The sequence below is a fragment of the Shinella daejeonensis genome, from assembly GCF_024281235.1.
In the GTDB taxonomy this organism is placed as follows: domain Bacteria; phylum Pseudomonadota; class Alphaproteobacteria; order Rhizobiales; family Rhizobiaceae; genus Shinella; species Shinella daejeonensis.
This window is the reverse complement of record NZ_JAHWXY010000002.1, coordinates 570,190-587,480: the sequence shown is the minus strand read 5'-3', so window position 1 is coordinate 587,480 and position 17,291 is coordinate 570,190. Positions and strand designations below refer to the sequence as shown.

Genomic DNA, 17,291 nt, shown 5'->3' with positions numbered 1-17,291 from the left:
CATCCAGAAATGCGGCCAAAACAATAAGATAGAGCGGATCTACCGATTGTGTGGAAACCGGAACCGCTTGCCGCAGCATCGGGGGAATGTGCGAAGAGCCTCAGGGCCGGGAAACGACGTCCTGCGTCAGGATCGCCTGGATCATTCCGCCGGCCTGTAGGATCGCCACTTCCCGGTCGGTCTCCACGGCGGCCTTTCCGACAAGAGACTGCGGGTCTCCATCGCTGCGCCGGTGGATCAGGCGGAGATCGCATCGCGGGGAAACCGCGGACGCATCGATTTCGATCATGCTCTGCGGGTCGATGGCGAGGGACGTGCGGCGATCGATCACGATGGGTAAGACGCCCATGCCGATGAGATTGGTGCGGTGAATGCGCTCGAAGCTCCGGGCGATGACCGCGCGTACGCCGAGCAGCGCCACGCCCTTGGCGGCCCAGTCGCGCGAGGAGCCGGCGCCGTAGCGTTCGCCGGCGACGATGACGACGGAGCGGCCTTCTTTCCGGTAGCGTTCGGCGATTTCCCAGAGCGGCCCTTCCTCCATCGTCGGCGCATGGATGGCGCGGGAGGCCGGCAGACCATCGACCAGAAGGTTATGGACGGTGCGATTGTCGAAGAGGCCGCGCACCATGGCTTCCCAATTGCCGCGCCGGGCGGCATAGACGTTGAGATCGTTTGCCGGGTCGCCGCGCGACACGAGATGGCGGCCGGCGTAGCTGGATGCGCCGATCTGGCCGGCCGGCGAAATATGGTCCGTGGTGATGTCGTCGCCGAGAACGAGCAGCGGATGGGCGGCATAGACGCCGAGCCGGCTTGCCGGATGCGCCGAGGCAAAAGGCGGGCGGCGGATGTAGGTGGACGCGGAATCCCACGGAAAGCGCGGCGAGGTCGGCGCATCGAGCGCTTGCCAGGCCTTGTTCGCCGTCGCCTGTGAAAAGGCCTCGGTGAAATCGGCGGGCTCGGAAAAGTCTTGCACGACGGTATCGATTTCCTCGGCGCAAGGGAGGAGGTCGCCAAGACGGATCGCCTTTCCCGTCGGTCCGCGTGCGATTTCCGCGTTCATCGGATCGGCGACGAAACGGCCGATCAGCGATAACGCGACGACGAGCGGCGGCGCGGCGAGGAAGCCGAATTGCAGGCCGGGGTGGATACGGCCGGGAAAATTCCGGTTGCCGGAAAGCAGGGCTGCGGCCGCCGTTCCCCCGGCGATCGCCGCGGCCATGTCGGCCTGTAGCGGCCCCGAATTGCCGATACAGGTGGTGCAGCCGTGTCCCACGATGCCGAAGCCCAGCGCTTCCAGATCGGCAAGCAGGCCGCTTCGCGCGAGGAAACGCTCGGCGGAAGGAGAGCCGGGGGCGAGCGAGGTCTTTACCCAGGCCGGCGGGCGAAGGCCGAGGCGTCGCGCCTGCCGCGCGACCAGCCCGGCGGCCGCCAGAAGCCGCTGATCGGAGGTGTTTGTGCAACTCGTGACGGCGGCGATGGCGATTGCGCCGTCCGGTATGGTCTTTTTGGGTGCAAAAGACCTGCCGCATGCCGCTTCCAGCACGTCGGCGGCAGCCGCCACGGGCAGTTTGTCCTGCGGCCGGCGGGGGCCGGCGAGCAGGGGCTGGACGAGCGAAAGATCGAGATCGACAACGCGGCTGTAGCGCGGCTCCGCCAGCGGGCTGAACCACAGGCCGAAGGCCCTGGCCGCCGTTTCCACGAAGCGGCAATGTCCGGCGCTGCGTCCGGTCCGCCGCAGATAGTCGATGGTTTGCCCGTCGATGGGAAAGAAGCCGGTGGAAGCTCCATATTCGGGCGCCATATTGGCGACCACGGCACGGTCGCCGCCGGTGAGGGTCGAGACGCCTTCACCGAAAAACTCGACGAACTCACCGGATATGCCGTGTTTTCTGAGCAGGTGCGTGACCTCCAGCGCAAGGTCCGTCGAAAGCACGCCCGGCCCGAGCCGCCCGGCCAGCCGCACGCCGACGACGTCGGGCAGGCGGATCGTCACCGGCATGCCGAAGAACACGCTTTCGGCTTCCAGACCCCCGACGCCCCAGGCCAGCACCCCGATGCCGTTGATCATGGTGGTGTGGCTGTCCGTGCCGATCAGCGTATCGGGCGCCGCCCAGCGCGCGCCATCCTGCTCCACGATCTCGATCACCGTCGCAAGCTGTTCGAGGTTCAGCGTATGCATGATGCCGGTGCCGGGCGGATGGACGCGCACGCCCGGTAGCGCGGCCGTCGCCCACTTCATGAGGCGGTAGCGCTCGCTGTTGCGCTCCATCTCGCGGCGCATATTGTGTTCGAGGGCGTCGCTGCGGCCATACCGGTCGACCGCCACGCTGTGATCGACCGAAACGTCGACGGGCAGGACGGGCGCCAGCCTGGCGGGATCGCCGCCGGCCTCCGCGATGGCGTCGCGCATGGCGGCGATGTCCACCAGCGCCGGAACGCAGGTCGTATCGTGCATGAGGATGCGCGACGGATGGAAATCCACCTCCGCTTCGCTGCTGCCGTGGGTGAGCCAGTCCCGCAGCGCCGCGGTAACGGCGGCAAGGCGGGCGGGATCGCGGCGGGCAACGTTTTCAAGCAGGATGCGAAGAACGAGAGGCAGGCGTTCGACGTCTTCAAAGGCCGCGTGCAGGTCGATCGCTTTGACAGACCCCGTGGGGGTATCGATCCATAAAGCCATTTGCCATCTTCCAAACTGATTTTTTGTATCTAAAAATCCAATAATTATGGAAAGTCAATGGAATTTCGCTGTTTCATTGGCTTTTAATCAGTTAGGCATGCAAAAAATCCCGTTCCTTGTTTATTTTGTCGCGGTCGTGGACTAACGTCCGCGGATCGTCTCGGAACACCGGATATGCCCATGCGCTCGAGCCAGCTTGCCCAGTCCATCGCCAATGAGATCACGCTTCTCGTCACATCCGGCGAGCTTTCGCGCGGCGACCATCTGAAGACCCAGCAATTGGCTGACCGCTTCGGCGTCTCCCGTTCGCCGGTGCGTGAGGCCATGAGCATGCTGGCGAGCCAGGGCGTGCTGGAGCAGAAGGAGAACCGCGGTTTCTTCGTCATGGAGGCGGCCGGCGGCATCATCGAGCAGGTGCGGGAAGATGTAGGGCCGTTCGAGGTCGCCAATGATTACCAGCGGCTGGCCGAAGATTGGTTGACGGATCGCATTCCCGCCGAGGTCACCGAGCAGATGCTGCGCGAGCGCTACGAGATCACCAAATCGCAGCTCAACGACATTCTCATGCGGGCGACCCGCGAAGGCTGGGCGGAGCGCAAGCAGGGTTACGGCTGGCGTTTCCTGCCGGTCGCCAAGACGCCGGAGGCTTTCGAGCAGATCTACCGCTTCCGTATGCTGATCGAGCCGGCCGCCATGCTGGAGCCCGAGTTCCGGCTGGACCGGAAGATCATCGACGAACAGCGCCGCATCCAGATGCGCATGCTGGACATCGATATCGAGCGCTTGCCGGCCGAACGCCTGCTGCACAATGGCGCGCTCTTCCATGAAGAACTGATCAAGATGGCGAATAATCCGTTCTTTCATATCTCGCTCGTCCGGGTGAACCGCATGCGACGCCTGCTCGAATATCGCTCGCGCGTCGACCGCAGCCGTACGGTGCGCCAGTGCCGGGAACATCTTGAAATCCTCGATCTTCTCGACCGCGGCGAGATTGTCGAGGCGTCCTATGCGATGCGCCGTCACCTCGGCGGCGCGCTTTCCAAGAAATCGCCCGTCGCCTGGTCCTGGTCGCACCAGGCGCATGAAAAAGACAATCTCAAAAAATAGTTATTGCATTTTGAGATTATAAAAGCCAATAATCTGCCCGTGACATTGCGGCGATATCGCTCGTCGCCTCGTGGGAGATTATCTGATGAAAATATTCGTGACGCCGTGTGACGGGATCGGCCCGGAAATCACCGCGGCAACCATGGAGGTCCTGAAGGCCGCGGATGCGGCTTTCGGTCTGGGCCTGGAGTATCATTTCGAGGACACCGGCTTCACGAGCCTCGAAAAGTTCGGCACGACGCTGCGCGACGAAACCATCGAGCGGGCCCGCACGTTCGACGGCATCATCCTCGGCCCGCAATCGCATATGGATTATCCTGCCCGCGACAAGGGCGGCGTGAACGTTTCCGCGGGCTTCCGCGTCAAACTCGATCTCTATGCCAATGTCCGTCCGGCGCGCTCGCGCCCCTTCCTCAACGACGCCAAGACGATGGATCTCGTCATCATGCGCGAGGCGACGGAAGGCTTTTATCCGGACCGCAACATGTATGCCGGCACCGGCGAGTTCATGCCGACCCCGGATGTCGCGCTTTCCGTACGCAAGATCACCGCTTCCGCGTGCGAGCGCATCGCCCGCCAGGCCTTCCTGCTCGCCATGAAGCGGAACAGGAAGGTGACGGCCGTCCATAAGGCCAATAATTTCATTCTGACGGACGGTCTGTTCCTGCAAGAGGTGCGCAAGGTCGCAGCCGAGTTTCCGGAGGTCACGCTCAACGAATTCATCATCGATGCGATGGCCGCCCATCTGGTGCGCGATCCCTCCCGCTTCGACGTGATCGTCGCGACGAATTTCTACTCGGACATCCTCTCGGATCTGGCGAGCGAGCTTTCCGGCAGCCTCGGCCTTGCCGGGTCGATCAATGCCAATGCCGAAACCGGTCTCGTCTGCGCTCAGGCGCAGCATGGGTCGGCGCCCGATATCCAGAACCGCAACATCGCCAATCCGACGTCGCTCATCCTGTCGGTGGCGATGATGCTGAGCTGGCTGGGCGAGCAGCGCGGCCTGCCGACATTCGAGGCGGCCGGCGCGGAGATCGAACGGGCCGTCGACGAGGTTCTCGCCAATCCGGCGACCCGAACGCGCGACCTTGGTGGAGACACCGGTACGGATGCGTTCGGCTCGCTGGTGGCTGAGGCGGTTCGCAGCGGCGACGGCGTGAAGAGGCACGCCAGCGCCTGAGGCAGAGTTTGCACTTTTGTTATTTAAAAGCCAAAGTGCATGTATGGAGGCGCGGGGGCGTCGGTCGCCCTCGTGAAATTGCCCGGAGGAGCTTTGGAGCACGGGCGTATTTTGGGAGACGAGATAATGAGCAGACATGTTTCTGGCCGTTCGGCGGCATTCGCCGTCACGAGCGCGTTCCTGGCGACGCTTGCGGGACCGGTTTTCGCGCAGGAGGCGCCGGCCGGCTATCCGGCAGACTACGCGGCGCTGATCGAGGCCGCCAAGCAGGAAGGCACCGTTTCGATCTACACGTCGACGGACGCCGCGCAGTCGCAGAGGCTACAGGACGCATTCGTTGCGAAATACGGTATCAAGATCGCCTATAACGATCTCGGCACCAATGGCGCCTACAATCAGGTCATCTCGGAAGCCGCGGCCAGCCAGACGACGGCGGACGTGGTCTGGAGTTCGGCCATGGACCTGCAAATGACGCTGGTCCAGGACGGTTATGCGGCGGAATATGCCTCGCCGGAAGCCGGCAATCTGCCGGACTGGGCGGACTACAAGAACATGCTTTATGCAACGACCGTCGAACCGATCGGCGTGATCTACAACACCAAGGCCCTTTCGGAAGACCAGCTGCCGAAGACCTATGCCGACATGATCGCCTTCCTGAAGGACAACAAGGCGGAGCTACAGGGCAAGGTCGCGACCTTCGATCCCGAAAAGAGCGGTTCAGGCTTCCTGCACCATTCCAACGACGCGCGCGAGCGCAGTGACTTCTGGGATCTGGCGAAAGCCATGGGCGAGAATAACGCCAAGATCTACTCCAGTTCCGGCGGCATGAAGGAGACGGTGGTCTCGGGCGAGAACGTCATCGCCATCAACATCATCGGTTCCTACGCTCTCGACTGGGTCAAGGAGAGCCCGAACCTCGGCGTTCACTTTTCGACCGACTACACGCCGGCCTTCTCGCGTCTCGCGCTGATCACCAAGGACGCGCCGCATCCGAACGCCGCGAAGCTCTTCGTCGATTTCATGCTTTCGGCCGAAGGCCAGTCGCATCTGGCCGAAGGCGGCCTGCCGTCGGTTCGCGGCGATGTCACGGCCGGTCTCAACATCGAGACGCTGAACGAGCGCGTCGGCGGCGGCCTGAAGCCGATCGCCGTCGATGAAGGCGTGCTCGAATATATGGAACAGATGAAGCGCGTCGAGTTCCTCAACGAATGGAAGGCCGCTCTCGGCCGTTGATGCCCCGCCGGTCGCGGCGCTTTCGAAGCGCCGCGATCCCGCCACCGTTTGCGAGAGGCAAGGAATGTCTACCCACACCCACGCACCGGCCGCAGTCGCCCTGACGAAAGCCACGGCCGAAAAGAAATATCCGGCCAGGATGCCACGCCACGGCAATGCAGGCGCCTATCGGATCATCGTGATCGGCCTGCTCGCCATCGCCGTTCTCGCGCCGGTCGGCCTGATCATCTACCAGAGTTTCCTGACGGCGGCCTTCTTCAGTCCGCGCGCGCAGTTCGGCTTCGATGCCTACCGCTACGTCTTCACCGACAGGACGTTCTACCAGGCGCTCGGCACGACCACGATTTTCGCTTTCGGCATGGTGGCGATCGCCGTCCCGCTGGGCGGTCTGCTCGCCTTCCTCATCACACGCACGGACATCAAGGGCCGGCGCCTGCTCGAAGTCCTCGTGCTCGTGCCGATGTTCATCTCGTCGATCGTGCTTGCTTTCGGTTACACGGTTTCCGTCGGCCCGACCGGTTTCGTCTCGCTTTTCGTCCGCGACCTGATCGGCATCGTGCCGTGGAACATCTACAGCCTGCCCGGGATGATCCTGATCGCCGGCCTCAGCCATGTCCCGCACGTCTACCTCTATGTTTCCGCCGCGATGCGCAACCTGCCGTCGGATCTGGAAGAGGCCGCGCGCACGACCGGCGCCTCGATCTGGCAGGTCTCGCGCGACGTCACGCTGCCGATGGTTCTGCCGGCCCTCATCTTCGCCGCCGCCCTCAACCTCCTGCTCGGCTTCGAGACCTTCGGCATTCCGCTCGTGCTTGGCGATCCGAACGGCATCATGGTGCTCACCACCTATATCTACAAGCTGACGACGCTGTTCGGAACGCCGACCTACCAGCTGATGGCCGTCGTCGCGGTCGTTCTCGTGCTGATCACGCTGCCGCTCGTCTGGATGCAGCGCCGCCTCCTGCGCAACGCACGCAAATATGCAGCACTCGGCGGCAAGGGCTCGCGCGTCGCAACGCTCAAGCTCGGCGGCAGCGGCCAGCTCATCGCGCTGTCGATCATCGGCTTCTGGCTCTTCGTGTCGGTCGTCCTGCCGATCGGCGGCATCACCGTCCGCGCCTTCGTCGACGCCTGGGGTGAAGGCGTCAATCTCCTCGATCAGCTGACCCTGATGAACTTCAGCCGGATGTTCGAGGTGCCGAGCCTTTACAACGGCATCGTCAACACGATCATCCTTTCCGTCGTGGGCGGTGCGGTGGCGGTGGCGATCTATCTCGCCGTCGGCCTTGCCGGCCACCGCAACTGGGGCCTGTCGAACACGGTGCTGGACTATATCATCCTCTTGCCGCGCGCCCTTCCGGGCCTCGTCGTCGGCCTCGCCTTCTTCTGGGTCTTCCTGTTCGTGCCGCTGCTGACGCCGCTCCGGCCGACGCTGGTGAGCCTGTTCGTCGCCTATCTCGTCGTCGGCCTTTCCTACGGTCTGCGTCTTCTTCAGGGCACGCTCATCCAGGTCGCCCCGGAGCTGGAGGAGTCGGCGCGCACGACCGGCGCCACGATCGGCCGCACCTGGAAGGATATCGTGATCCCGATCGTCCGGCCGGGCCTCGCCGGAGCCTGGGCGCTGATCATGATCATCTTCCTGCGCGAATATGCGACGGGCGTTTATCTCATGGGCGCGGGCACCGAGGTGATCGGCTCGCTGATGGTCTCGCTCCTGCAAACCGGGGCCATGAACACGATCGCCGCCCTTTCCCTCATCAGCATCGTCTTGACCGGCGCAGGCCTCGCCCTCGCCCTCCGTTTGGGAGCAAAAATCCATGACTGAACTCGTCGTCGACAATGTCCAGAAATGGCTGGGCGGACTTCAGATCCTGAAAGGCGCGTCCTTCACCGCGCAGCGCGGCTCTATCGTCGCCCTGCTCGGTGCATCGGGCAGCGGCAAGACCACGCTCCTGCGCTGTGTCGCCGGCCTCGAACAGCCGGAAATCGGCCAGATCGTCATCGGCGGCAAGACCGCGCTCGACAGCGACAAGAAGATCGCGCTGCCGCCGGAGCAACGCAATATCGGGCTCGTCTTCCAGTCCTATGCGCTCTGGCCGCACCGCACGGTCAAGGAAAATGTCGGCTATGGTCTCAAGCTGCGCGGCGTCGCGCAGGCGGATATCGAAAAGCGGGTGCAGGCGATCCTCGACCGCATGGGTCTCGGCCATCTCGCAGACCGGTTTCCCTCGCAGCTTTCGGGCGGCCAGCAGCAGCGCGTCGCGATCTGCCGGGCGCTGGTCTACGAGCCGCGCGTCCTGCTGCTCGACGAACCGCTCTCCAATCTCGACGCCAAGCTGCGCGAGGAAGCCCGCTACTGGATCCGCAAACTGATCCTCGAGCTCGAAATCTGCGCCATCCTCGTGACGCACGACCAGAGCGAGGCGCTTGCCGTCGCCGATAATATTCTCCTGTTGCAGGATGGGCGGATCGTCCAGCAGGGCGGGCCGCAGGAGATCTATTCCAACCCGAACAGCTTCTATTCGGCAGACTTCCTCGGCGCCAACAATGTCGTCACGGCGAAAGTCAGATCGATCGACGGGACAAGCGCCGTCATCGGCGGCGACGACTGGAGCCTCGACGGCACGGTGCGCGAAGCCGCCGGCCTGAGCGTATCGGAGACCGCGCGTGCGGTGATCCGGGTCGAAAGGATCAGCGTCAGCGACCGGCCGGAAGAAGGCGGCATCGAGATGAGCCTCGACGACAGCGTCTATCTCGGCGATCGCTGGGAATACCGCCTGCGGCGCGGCGATTTCGTGGCCAAGGCGCATGGGGCCGAACAACTGAGGACGGGCACCGTCTGGGCGCGGATCCCGCCGGAAAGCGTCTGGGTGTTTTCGGCTGGCCGGTAACGAGCGCCCGCCCCTGACGGCCGCCGTTCCTCCCGGTGGCCGTCATCATGCAAAGGAAGTGATATGTCGAAACAGCCCCGGATAACCCTCATCCATGCGACGCCGATCGCCATGGAGCCGATCGGTCTGGCGTTTTCGGCCGGCTGGCCCGATGTGGACCTCGTCAACCTGCTGGAAGACAGCCTGTCTCCCGACCGGGCGAAGCAGGACGAGATCACCGATGCGCTGACGGCCCGGATCGGCGCCCTGACGCAGTACGCCTGCCGGATCGGCAGCGATGCGGTGCTCTTCACCTGCTCGGCCTTCGGGCGGGCGATCGAGCATGCGGCGGCGACGGTTGAAATTCCCGTTTTGAAGCCGAACGAGGCAATGTTCGAGGCCGCTATCGGCAAGGGCGGCAGAACCGCCATGCTCTATACCTTCCCGCCGGCGCGCGAGGGCATGGAGGCGGAGTTCCGGGAAGAGGCGGCGAGGATCGATCCGGCCGCCACGCTGGAAAGCGTTCTCGTGGAAGGCGCGATCGAGGCTGTCCGGGCCGGCGATGCCGAAACCCACAATCGGCTGGTTGCGGAAGCGGCCGCGAGGCTGCGCGGCTTCGACAGTATCGTGCTTGCGCATTTCTCCACGGCGCGCGCCGTTCCGGCTGTTCGCGCGGTGACGGATATTCCCGTCCTGTCCAGTCCGGACGCCGCCGTCGACAAATTGAAGCGCCTTCTCGGCGCGATCTGAATCCTGGGGAGTATTCATCCATGCTGCTCGGCGTCATTGCAGACGATTTTACCGGGGCGAGCGATATCGCCAACACGCTCGCCAGGGGCCTGCCCGGCCAGGGTGGTCTTCGAACCGTGCAATATCTCGGAATTCCCGACGACACGGCCGACGCTGCGGTGGAGGCCGGTGTCATCGCGCTGAAGAGCCGCTCCATCGAAGCGGCCGAGGCCATCGAACAGTCGCTTGCGGCCCTGCACTGGCTGCTCGATCAGGGCTGCACGCAGATCGTCTTCAAATATTGCTCGACCTTCGATTCCACGCGGGACGGCAATATCGGTCCGGTCGCCGAGGCGCTTGCCGATGCTCTCGGCGTCCGGGGCGTGGTCGCCTGCCCGGCCTTTCCCGGTGCGGGGCGCACGGTCTATCAGGGCCATCTTTTCGTGAAGGACAAGCTCCTCAACGAATCCGGCCTGCAAAACCATCCGCTCAATCCGATGACGGATGCCGATATCCGCCGCTGGCTGCGGTTCCAGACGAAGAGCGATGTCGGGCATGTCGATATCGCCGCCGTCCGGCAGGGGGCTGCGGCCGTCACGGCGGCGTTGCGCCAAAGCGGTGCGGAGAACCGTACCCTGGTCATTGTCGACGCCGTCACGGACGACGATCTCGTCGTCATCGGCCGCGCCGCGGCATTCGACCGCCTCGTCACTGGCGGCTCCGGCATCGCGATCGGCCTTGCCGCAAACTTCATAGAGCGCGGCCTTGCCATCGGAACGGGCGGGGGCGCAAGAGGGACCGACGGGCCGGAGGCCATCCTTGCCGGAAGCTGCTCCGGCGCAACGCGCGAGCAGGTCGAGGTCCATCGCCGGAACCATCCAACGCTGGCCGTCGATGTCGCCGGGGTCATGGCCGGTTCGGTCACGAGTGCGGACCTGACGGCCTTCCTGATGGCAAATCGGGGCAGGGCGCCGCTCGTCTATTCTTCGGGTACACCGGAGGAAGTGGGAGCCATCCAGGCTCGGTTCGGCCGGGAGAAGGTCGCCACGATGCTCGACGACCTCTTCGCGGGCACGGCGCAGGAACTGGTTCGCGCGGGCGTCCGCCGGCTCGTCGTCGCCGGCGGTGAAACATCGGGAGCCGTTGTCTCGGCGCTCGACCTCGGTGCGCTGGCCATCGGGGAAGAGATCGATCCCGGCGTGCCGGTGCTCGTGTCCGGCGGAAAAGCGCCCGTGGCGCTGGCGCTCAAGTCCGGCAATTTCGGCGCGCCCGATTTCTTCGCCAGGGCGCTGGAAAGGCTGGCCGGACGATGACTGCGGAAAACAGGCTGCGCGAAGAGATCGTCCGTCTTTCGAAGTCGCTTTTCGATCGCGGCTTCTCGGTCGGCTCCGCCGGCAATATCAGTGCGGCGACCGAGGACGGCATCCTGATGACGCCGACCAATTCCTGCCTCGGCTTCCTCGATCCGGCGCGTCTTTCGAAGCTCGACCGCGACGGCCGTCACATTTCCGGCGACAAGCCTTCGAAGGAAGTGTTCCTGCACCGCGCCTTCTACGCGACGCGGCCGCAGACGGGTGCGGTGGTCCATCTTCACTCGACCTTCGCGACCGCCCTTTCCTGCCTTGCCGATATCGATCCTGAAGACTGCGTTCCCCCGCTGACGCCCTATGTCGTCATGCGCGTCGGGGCGGTGAGGTTGCTGCCTTACGTCAGGCCGGGCGATGAGACGATGGGGACGATGATCCGGGAACTCGGCGGCCGTCATGCCGCCGTGCTGCTCGCCAATCACGGCCCGGTCGTCAGCGGCCGGGATATCGCCTCGGCCGTCTATGCCGCCGAGGAACTGGAGGAGACGGCCAGGCTTCTGGTCCTGCTGCGCGACATGCCGAAGCGCATGCTTTCCGCAGAAAACGTCGCGGAACTGAAGGCCGTCTTCGGCGGCCGTTGAAGGAGAAATCATGAAAACCGCTGATCTTGTCGATGCCCATGGAAACGAGGTGGAGTTCTGCAATCTCCCCTTCCTGAAGCTTGGAAAGAAGGCTTCCTTTTCCGGCCCCATCGCGACTGTCAAATGCTTCGAGGACAATGCGCTGCTGAAAGCCGAATTGCAGAAGCCGGGCGAGGGCAGGGTCATGGTCGTCGACGGCGGCGCATCGAGCCGCGTCGCCCTTCTCGGCGACCAGATCGCGATGATCCTGCGCGACAACGGCTGGGCCGGCATTGTCATCAACGGGTCGGTACGTGACAGCGCCGAGATCAGTGCGATGGACGTCGCCGTTTTCTGCCTTTCGGTAACCCCGAAGAAGTCCGTGAAGGACGGGGCCGGCAAGGCGGGTCTGCCCGTCCAGTTCGGTGGCGTGACCTTCGTCCCGGGTGGCTATCTTTACGCCGATGCCGACGGCGTGCTGGTCAGCGGCCGTGACCTTCGTTGAGGCGGAGGGACGATACCAGGAGAAGACCATGATTGTTTCCGTCAATCCGGCCGATGGCCGGGAGCTTGCCACTTACGGCCTCCATGACGATGCCTATGTCGACCGCGCGCTGACGGCCGCAGCGGGAGCACAGGCCGGCTGGCGAAAAGCTCCGCTCGCCGAACGTTGCGGGCTCCTGAGCGCCATGGCGCGCGTTTTGCGGACCGGAAAGGCGCGCTATGCCGAAATGATCACCCGGGAGATGGGCAAGCCGATCGCCGAGGCCGAGGCGGAGATCGAGAAATGCGCCTATAATTGCGACTTCTACGCCGAGAATGCCGCGAAGTTCCTGGCGGATGAACCGGTTGCCTCCAACGCGGCGGAGAGCGCGGTCGCCTTCGATCCGCTCGGCGTCGTGCTGGCGATCATGCCGTGGAACTACCCCTTCTGGCAGTTCTTCCGCTTTGCAGCGCCTGCCCTTGCCGCGGGCAATGGTGCGATCCTGAAGCATGCCAACAACGTGCCCGGATGTGCGCTCGCCATCGAAGAGGTGATGAAGGAGGCGGGATGTCCGGACGGCCTTTTCGCCACCTTGCTCATCGAGCCTTCCAAAGTCGCCGGGATCATCGCCGATGAGCGCATCGCCGCCGTCACCCTGACCGGATCGACGGAGGTCGGCGCGATCGTTGCGGCGCAGGCGGGCAAGGCGTTGAAGAAGCAGGTTCTGGAACTTGGCGGTTCGGACCCCTTCATCGTGCTTGCCGACGCCGATATCGATGCGGCGGCGAAGGTGGCGGTCACGGCGCGCTTTATCAATGTCGGCCAGTCCTGCGTGAACGCCAAGCGTTTCATCGTCGAGGAAGCCGTTGCGGACCGTTTCGTGGACCTCTTCCTTCAGCACGTGTCGATGCTGAAAATCGGCGACCCGATGGAGCGGGATACGAATATCGGTCCGATGGCCCGCGAAAACCTCCTGTCCGCCCTGCATGGGCAGGTCGAGCGGACGCTGGTGGCCGGAGCAACATTGAAGGCCGGCGGTTCACCGCTCGGCGGCGACGGCTTCTACTATCCGCCGACCGTACTCGACAATGTCCGCCCCGATATGGCGGCCTTCTGCGAGGAAACGTTCGGCCCTGTCGCGGCGATCATCCGTGTGAAGGATGCGGAGGAAGCCGTGACCCTCGCCAACCAGACGGAATTCGGCCTCGGGGCGGCGCTCTGGACACGGGATATCGACCGCGCCCGCCGATTGGCGCGCGACATCGAGGCCGGCGCCGTCTTCATCAACGGCATGGTGGCTTCTGATCCACGCTATCCGTTCGGAGGCATCAAGCGCTCCGGCTACGGGCGTGAACTCGGCATCTACGGCATCCGTGAATTCGTGAACATCAAGACGGTCTGGATCGGTCCTGCGCAGGGAGTGAGCAAATGAGCGAAATGAAACCGGCCATCCTCCGGCCCCGGGAGTTGAAGACGAACGACCGCGGCAACGGCGCGCGCACCACACCGCTCGTCACGCGCAAATGTGGCTCGACCAGCATGATCAACGGCATCACCGCCTTCGATCCTGGCGCCGCCATCGGTCTTCACAAGCATAATTGTGAGGAAAGCGTGATGGTTCTCGACGGGCAGGCGATCGCCGAGATCGATGGCGAGCGCTATCCGCTTGGTCCGAACGACACCACCTGGATCCCGGCGAATGTGCCGCACCGCTTCATCAACGCCTCGGACACGGAGCCGATGCGGATATTCTGGGTCTATGCATCAATCGACGCCACGCGGACGATGATGGCCACCGGCGAGGAGCAAACGATCGATGCCGAGCACGGCTACAAGCCGGGGGCGTCAGCATGATCGGGGAGGTTGCGGAACCGACGATCGGGCCGGGACAGGAAGCGGATTTCGAGGCAGGGCGCGGGCTTGCCGGTTCTTGTTTCGCAAGCCCGCCGGTGGTGATGCATACCCATCCGGTGGTGCGCTATGAATGATGCATGGCGAGGCGGCTGAACGATGGCGCGCTTTGCCCTGACGCTCACGGTCGCCATTGCGGGCGGTTTCCTGATGTGGCTGCTGCATATGCCGCTTGCCTGGCTGCTTGGGGCGATGCTGGCGACGGCCCTCTGCGCTTTCGCGGGCGTTCCCGTCTCCCTGCCGCGACATGCCCGCCCGCCGATGACAGCGGTGATTGGCGCCATGCTCGGCACGTCCTTTTCTTCGGAGACATTGGGGCATGCGGCGACGTGGATCGTCTCCCTTCTCGCACTCGTCGCCTTTATTGCGATGACCGGCACCCTGGCTTTCTACTACTTTCGCCGCATCGCCGGGCTCGATCCCGTAACGGCTTATTTTTCCGCAATGCCGGGCGGCCTCATCGAGATGATCACGCTGGGGTCGGAGGAGGGCGGCGACGAACGCATGATCGCGCTCATTCATGCGGCGCGGATATTCCTCGTCGTTCTGACGCTGCCGTTCCTGATCGAGACGGTGACCGGCGTCAACATCGATCGCTCCGGCGTGACGGCCGCCGCTCCGGCGGCGATGATGCTGGATGACGTCCTGTGGTTCGCGGTTGCGGTTGTCGGTGGCGTTGCGCTTGGGGTCGCCTTCCGGCTGCCCGCCCGTTTTCTGCTCGGCCCGATGCTCTTCAGCGCGGGCCTGCATCTTGCAGGCATCTCGGATTTCGAACTGCCAGCGGCGGCCCTTGCCGGGGCGCAGGTGGTTATCGGTGCGACGATCGGCTGCCGTTTTGCCAATGCGTCCCCCCGGATCGTTGTGCGGGCGATGGTGCTGTCGGCTGGCGCGACCCTGTTGATGCTGCTGTCGACGCTTGCCTTTTCCCTTCTTTTGTCACTTGCCGGCGGCGACCGGTTTATCGCCTATGTCCTGGCCTTTTCGCCGGGAGGCGTGGCGGAAATGAGCCTTATCGCGCTCTCCCTCAAGGTAGAGGTTCCGTTCGTCGTCTTGCATCACGTCGTGCGGGTGCTGACGGTGGTGGCCGGTGCGTCCGCGCTGTTTCGCATGATCGGCAGAAGCAATCCTTGAAAATATACGGACCCGGCGTGCCGGCGCATGGCGAGGCGCTTGCCCGCCTGTCGTCATCACGTCTGGCGGCTCACGCCGGGCATGAAACGGGAAAACAGTTCACGCTGCGAGGAAATGCCGAGCTTGGCGTAGATGTTCCGGCGGTGGATGCGCACGGTTCCCGTGGATATTTCGAGCACCTGGCCCGTTGCCTCGGCTGAATAGCCCTTGAGGATGAAGGCGACGATCTCCCGCTCGCGCGGCGTCAGGCGGTCAAGCCCCTCTCCGGTCAGTTCGGGACGCCCGATGGCCTGTGCCATAAACGCCTTCGCCAGTTCGCTCCATTGCCGGCGCATCAGGGCGGTGACGACGGGCGCGATGGTCGTCAGGCGTTGAAATTCGGCACGGCTGAATGCCTTTTCTTCGCGCATCAGCGACAGCACGACATGGCATTCTCCCGGCATTTCGGCGAAATAGCCGATCTCCTCGGCGATCTCCGTTCGCTTGTAATATGTGCGGAAATACTCGCCCTGATAGAAGCGATCCGGCGCCAGCGTCTTCAGCCGGTAGAGGCCGGGAGGCACCGGACGCACGGCGCTCTGGCAGAACGGATCCAGGAGATAGGGACCCTCCTGATAGTCGGTGACAAATATCCGGCGCCGATGCTCGGGAAAAGTATCAAAGATATCAATCGGTTTTCTTTCTCCAGAGTACCCGAAGATCACGGTGAAGGAAAAAGGAACGGCCGCTTGCAGCCAGGCCGTGAGCGCCGGGCAGAAGCCCGGTTTGCCGATCAGATCGATGGTGGCGGCCAATTGCGGCGCATGAAGGAGACTCTGCCGTGAAACCGATATCATGACGCCATCTATGCCTTTTGTGATATATACAGTCAGAAAAGAGTTTTCTAACTTTTCCTGCAAGTCAAGCAATAGTAGTCCAAGTCGAGCATGGTGAACCAGACAACTGCCGAATTGCGGAACGTGACCAAGCGCTTCGGGGCGATAACCGCTGCGCAGGGCCTGAATCTGGCAATCTTCCCGGGGGAATTCCTTTCCTTCCTCGGTCCTTCGGGCTGTGGCAAGACCACGGCGTTGCGCATGCTCGCCGGCTTCGAGCAGGCGAGCGAAGGCGACATCCTGATCGATGGCGAGGTCGTCAACGGCGTTCCGCCCTATCAGCGCCCGGTGAATATGGTGTTCCAGCAATATGCGCTGTTTCCGCATATGGATGTGGCGCGCAATGTCGCCTACGGGCTGAACCAGCGCCGGCCGCGACTCGCCCGGGCGGATATCGACGCCAAGGTGGCGCAGGCCCTCGACATGGTGCGCCTGTCGGGTTTCGCCGGGCGGCGGATCTGGGAAATGTCGGGCGGCCAGCAGCAGCGCGTCGCGCTGGCGCGGGCTATCGTCAACGAACCGAAGATCCTGCTTCTCGACGAGCCGATGGCGGCGCTCGACAAGAAGCTGCGCCACGATATGCAGATCGAACTGAAATCGCTCCAGCGTGAGCTGGGCATAACCTTCGTCCTCGTCACCCACGATCAGGAGGAGGCGCTGTCGATGTCGGATCGCGTCTGCATCATGCATCGGGGACGGATTGCCCAGATCGGCACGCCGGAAGAACTCTACGACCAGCCGCAGAGCCGCTATGTCGCGGATTTCATCGGCCGGTCCAACTTCCTGCCGGCGCGCGCCCTTGGCCACGATGGCGGGCAGCTTCTGGCCGAAGGGCCGGGCGGCCTGCGTTTCGTCGCCCGCGCCGGCGGGCGGGCCGCAGGCGACGGGGCGGTGACGCTGTCGCTGCGTCCCGAAGAGGTGCGCGTCGCGCGGGAGGATGCGGCGGGAGAGGGGCATGAGATGCGGGTGACGCATCGTATCTTCCTCGGCGAGCACGTCGAATATCATTTACGCTCCGCCGCGCTCGATCACCTGGTGGCGGTGGTGCCCCGTTCGGAGGACATCGCCGGCGGCATGCCGGGCGTCGGGGCGGCCGTCCGTGTCGCGTGGCGCGATGGCGCTGCGCTCGCACTGGCGGAAGACTGAGTTTTTGTACGGCCGGGCTGT

Annotated in this window: 16 protein-coding genes; 14 read left to right on the top strand and 2 right to left on the bottom strand. The window is 63.9% G+C overall.

Features of this window, described 5'->3' with window-relative positions:
* Window positions 1–100 precede the first annotated feature (100 nt).
* Window positions 101–2,677, bottom strand: a complete 2,577-nt coding sequence (gene acnA / locus KYK29_RS09310) for an aconitate hydratase AcnA (RefSeq protein WP_254690604.1) — start codon at window positions 2,675–2,677, stop codon at window positions 101–103.
* 180 nt (window positions 2,678–2,857) lie between these two features.
* Here acnA and KYK29_RS09305 point away from each other — a divergent pair, with 180 nt between their 5' ends.
* The 13 genes from KYK29_RS09305 to KYK29_RS09245 all read left to right on the top strand — a co-directional run bounded on the left by KYK29_RS09305 (window position 2,858) and on the right by KYK29_RS09245 (window position 15,249).
* Entirely contained in the window at window positions 2,858–3,784 is a 927-nt protein-coding gene (locus KYK29_RS09305) for a GntR family transcriptional regulator (protein ID WP_254690603.1), read from the top strand.
* A gap of 85 nt (window positions 3,785–3,869) precedes the next feature.
* Window positions 3,870–4,964, top strand: coding sequence for an isocitrate/isopropylmalate dehydrogenase family protein (locus KYK29_RS09300; RefSeq protein ID WP_254690602.1), 1,095 nt, complete (start codon window positions 3,870–3,872; stop codon window positions 4,962–4,964).
* Window positions 4,965–5,090: 126 nt separating this feature from the next.
* Complete coding sequence (locus KYK29_RS09295; protein ID WP_254690601.1) at window positions 5,091–6,197, top strand: ABC transporter substrate-binding protein; 1,107 nt, start codon at window positions 5,091–5,093, stop codon at window positions 6,195–6,197.
* A gap of 64 nt (window positions 6,198–6,261) precedes the next feature.
* Entirely contained in the window at window positions 6,262–8,022 is a 1,761-nt protein-coding gene (locus KYK29_RS09290) for an ABC transporter permease (RefSeq protein WP_254690600.1), read from the top strand.
* Window positions 8,015–9,088, top strand: coding sequence for an ABC transporter ATP-binding protein (locus KYK29_RS09285; RefSeq protein ID WP_254690599.1), 1,074 nt, complete (start codon window positions 8,015–8,017; stop codon window positions 9,086–9,088). The genes KYK29_RS09290 and KYK29_RS09285 overlap by 8 nt, the downstream gene beginning before the upstream one ends.
* A gap of 63 nt (window positions 9,089–9,151) precedes the next feature.
* Window positions 9,152–9,817, top strand: coding sequence for an aspartate/glutamate racemase family protein (locus KYK29_RS09280; RefSeq protein ID WP_254690598.1), 666 nt, complete (start codon window positions 9,152–9,154; stop codon window positions 9,815–9,817).
* 20 nt (window positions 9,818–9,837) lie between these two features.
* Entirely contained in the window at window positions 9,838–11,109 is a 1,272-nt protein-coding gene (otnK, locus tag KYK29_RS09275; RefSeq protein WP_254690597.1) for a 3-oxo-tetronate kinase, read from the top strand.
* Window positions 11,106–11,744 (top strand): 3-oxo-tetronate 4-phosphate decarboxylase, encoded by a 639-nt coding sequence (gene otnC, locus KYK29_RS09270; protein WP_254690596.1) that lies wholly within the window; start codon window positions 11,106–11,108, stop codon window positions 11,742–11,744. The genes otnK and otnC overlap by 4 nt, the downstream gene beginning before the upstream one ends.
* A 10-nt stretch (window positions 11,745–11,754) precedes the next feature.
* Window positions 11,755–12,228, top strand: coding sequence for a ribonuclease E activity regulator RraA (rraA, locus tag KYK29_RS09265; RefSeq protein ID WP_254690595.1), 474 nt, complete (start codon window positions 11,755–11,757; stop codon window positions 12,226–12,228).
* Window positions 12,229–12,256: 28 nt separating this feature from the next.
* Window positions 12,257–13,639: an NAD-dependent succinate-semialdehyde dehydrogenase gene (locus tag KYK29_RS09260; protein ID WP_254690594.1), complete on the top strand. Its 1,383-nt coding sequence runs from the start codon at window positions 12,257–12,259 to the stop codon at window positions 13,637–13,639.
* On the top strand, window positions 13,636–14,061 hold the full coding sequence (locus KYK29_RS09255) for a cupin domain-containing protein (RefSeq protein WP_254690593.1): 426 nt from the start codon (window positions 13,636–13,638) through the stop codon (window positions 14,059–14,061). The genes KYK29_RS09260 and KYK29_RS09255 overlap by 4 nt, the downstream gene beginning before the upstream one ends.
* Window positions 14,058–14,195, top strand: a complete 138-nt coding sequence (locus KYK29_RS09250; RefSeq protein WP_254690592.1) for a hypothetical protein — start codon at window positions 14,058–14,060, stop codon at window positions 14,193–14,195. Before KYK29_RS09255 ends, KYK29_RS09250 begins: the two co-directional genes overlap by 4 nt.
* 22 nt (window positions 14,196–14,217) lie before the next feature.
* On the top strand, window positions 14,218–15,249 hold the full coding sequence (locus tag KYK29_RS09245; protein WP_254690591.1) for an AbrB family transcriptional regulator: 1,032 nt from the start codon (window positions 14,218–14,220) through the stop codon (window positions 15,247–15,249).
* A gap of 56 nt (window positions 15,250–15,305) precedes the next feature.
* On the opposite strand, the gene KYK29_RS09240 is transcribed toward KYK29_RS09245, so the two are convergent.
* The gene (locus KYK29_RS09240) at window positions 15,306–15,548 is read right to left on the bottom strand and encodes a helix-turn-helix domain-containing protein (protein WP_254690874.1); all 243 of its coding nucleotides are present in this window, start codon (window positions 15,546–15,548) and stop codon (window positions 15,306–15,308) included.
* Window positions 15,549–16,175: 627 nt separating this feature from the next.
* Between KYK29_RS09240 and KYK29_RS09235 the strand changes: the two genes are divergently transcribed.
* Window positions 16,176–17,270: an ABC transporter ATP-binding protein gene (locus KYK29_RS09235; RefSeq protein ID WP_254690590.1), complete on the top strand. Its 1,095-nt coding sequence runs from the start codon at window positions 16,176–16,178 to the stop codon at window positions 17,268–17,270.
* Window positions 17,271–17,291: the final 21 nt, after the last annotated feature.

Coding starts and splice junctions, on each gene's coding strand:
- otnC (WP_254690596.1), top strand. CDS start 11,106: ATGACTGCGGAAAACAGGCTGCGCGAAGAGATCGTCCGTCTTTCGAAG.
- KYK29_RS09255 (WP_254690593.1), top strand. CDS start 13,636: ATGAGCGAAATGAAACCGGCCATCCTCCGGCCCCGGGAGTTGAAGACG.
- otnK (WP_254690597.1), top strand. CDS start 9,838: ATGCTGCTCGGCGTCATTGCAGACGATTTTACCGGGGCGAGCGATATC.
- KYK29_RS09260 (WP_254690594.1), top strand. CDS start 12,257: ATGATTGTTTCCGTCAATCCGGCCGATGGCCGGGAGCTTGCCACTTAC.
- KYK29_RS09235 (WP_254690590.1), top strand. CDS start 16,176: ATGGTGAACCAGACAACTGCCGAATTGCGGAACGTGACCAAGCGCTTC.
- KYK29_RS09295 (WP_254690601.1), top strand. CDS start 5,091: ATGAGCAGACATGTTTCTGGCCGTTCGGCGGCATTCGCCGTCACGAGC.
- rraA (WP_254690595.1), top strand. CDS start 11,755: ATGAAAACCGCTGATCTTGTCGATGCCCATGGAAACGAGGTGGAGTTC.
- KYK29_RS09245 (WP_254690591.1), top strand. CDS start 14,218: ATGGCGCGCTTTGCCCTGACGCTCACGGTCGCCATTGCGGGCGGTTTC.
- KYK29_RS09305 (WP_254690603.1), top strand. CDS start 2,858: ATGCGCTCGAGCCAGCTTGCCCAGTCCATCGCCAATGAGATCACGCTT.
- KYK29_RS09240 (WP_254690874.1), bottom strand. CDS start 15,548: ATGGCACAGGCCATCGGGCGTCCCGAACTGACCGGAGAGGGGCTTGAC.
- KYK29_RS09290 (WP_254690600.1), top strand. CDS start 6,262: ATGTCTACCCACACCCACGCACCGGCCGCAGTCGCCCTGACGAAAGCC.
- KYK29_RS09280 (WP_254690598.1), top strand. CDS start 9,152: ATGTCGAAACAGCCCCGGATAACCCTCATCCATGCGACGCCGATCGCC.
- acnA (WP_254690604.1), bottom strand. CDS start 2,677: ATGGCTTTATGGATCGATACCCCCACGGGGTCTGTCAAAGCGATCGAC.
- KYK29_RS09300 (WP_254690602.1), top strand. CDS start 3,870: ATGAAAATATTCGTGACGCCGTGTGACGGGATCGGCCCGGAAATCACC.
- KYK29_RS09250 (WP_254690592.1), top strand. CDS start 14,058: ATGATCGGGGAGGTTGCGGAACCGACGATCGGGCCGGGACAGGAAGCG.
- KYK29_RS09285 (WP_254690599.1), top strand. CDS start 8,015: ATGACTGAACTCGTCGTCGACAATGTCCAGAAATGGCTGGGCGGACTT.